Here is a 1500-nt window from a genome sequence, read left to right on the forward strand (position 1 = left end):
ATTGGATATAGCGTCTGAACCGGATATGTTCAAAAACATACGACCGGTATACAATTTCAGCAACGCGTGTCTCTTGTGCTATACGTTTTGTCACAGAATGCAAAGGAATCAAGTGCTGGGCAAAAGCATATTCAATGAGAAAAAAGGTGGCACCAAATTCGCCCTGAATTACAAGATAATCCCCACTTCTTGAGGTATCTCCCAACCAATGCACAATCGGAGAAAAGATCGATCGTGAGAGACTCTCCCCTGTGGGGATTGAGGCCCAAAGCGTTTTCAAGGCTGGAGGAGGTACAAGGATTTCATCCACAGCATAACCATTGCTTAATTCAATGCGCTGTTTTTCTGTGAGCTCATGATTGAGAAGACACAAAACATTCGGCATATTATTCAACTCCCACCGGGAATGCCTTGAATAAAGCGGCAACTCCGGCCCGATACTTGGCCAATTTCTCCTTGCTGATAACCGCATTCTCTCGAGCAGGAGTAGTTGTAGCATCCATACCACCTCCATGGGCAATTTTGTTTCGATCTGCTTCCAGTTCAAATAAAATTCTTTGGTTATTATTAAGTTGGAAGTCTTTCTTGCATTCTTTTGGCCCACCATTCTCATTCCAGTAGTTATAATCGCCGATTTTCTTGATGTCGTACCGGCTTTCAATCACTCTCGTCTCAACTGATATCTGTAATGCAATAATGGTCTGCGTCAACAAATTGTTTTTCTCAAGCAACTTGGACAATACCAGAATATATTCACTGATAAACCTGCATTTTGAAAATTCATTTGAAATACTTCTGCAGTATCCGATAACCTCTTCTCCCCAGATAGGACAGTTATTAGGTTTTACAAGCGCGAGAGCGTTATTCAGTTGAGCAATCGATTGCTTTGTCTGCAATACGTAATTGCTTTTTACCAGATTGGAAAACCCTCTCATCCACCCCGCCCCTTCTGGCCAAAAGGTTGCAACCATTGGAGCCAACCTGTCTGTCGTGAAAGTAGCCTTGAAAAGTTCAAAGGATTCAGTAGCTTCTGAGAATTCCCAGAAATTGGATAAGTCTCGTACGATTGAAACATCCTTCTCTGGCAGGAATTCACCATATACGATTGAAACAGAACGAGGTGCGATATCTGTGATGGCGGAAAATCGTAATGACTGGTACAAAAACATTGGCATGGATCGAAATCCATGAGTGATATCAAGCAGGACTGAATTACCTTGGGCTACTTCTTTTGCAAGATCTTGATAAAAAGGATATACATTCTTGAGTGTCGTATTCTCGATGGTTGGTTCATGGGCGAATAAGAGGAAATCAATCCCATACTGGTCCTCCAAAATCCCAGACAATATCGATAAGGATTCATCCGTTACCCCACAACCCTGCTTCGATTCACACTCTTCAACCAATTGTAACCATACATCTGAGATTTGCTCAGTTTTCTCGCAATCCTTTGCCAAGAGAGCATCCCAACTCGATGTCTTCGTACCGATGAGTATCACT

Annotated in this window: 2 protein-coding genes; both read right to left on the minus strand. The window is 42.4% G+C overall.

All coding sequences use genetic code 11. The features are described from left to right. The coding region (gene csx20, locus JF818_RS10770; protein ID WP_198892017.1) for a CRISPR-associated protein Csx20 at window positions 1-385 on the minus strand (385 nt) is incomplete at its 3' end. Between the two features lies 1 nt (window position 386). Continuing rightward, a partial coding sequence (locus tag JF818_RS10775; protein WP_198892018.1) for a TM1812 family CRISPR-associated protein occupies window positions 387-1500 on the minus strand: 1114 nt, incomplete at its 5' end.

The sequence above is a fragment of the Sphaerochaeta sp. S2 genome, from assembly GCF_016406725.1.
Taxonomy (GTDB): domain Bacteria; phylum Spirochaetota; class Spirochaetia; order Sphaerochaetales; family Sphaerochaetaceae; genus Sphaerochaeta.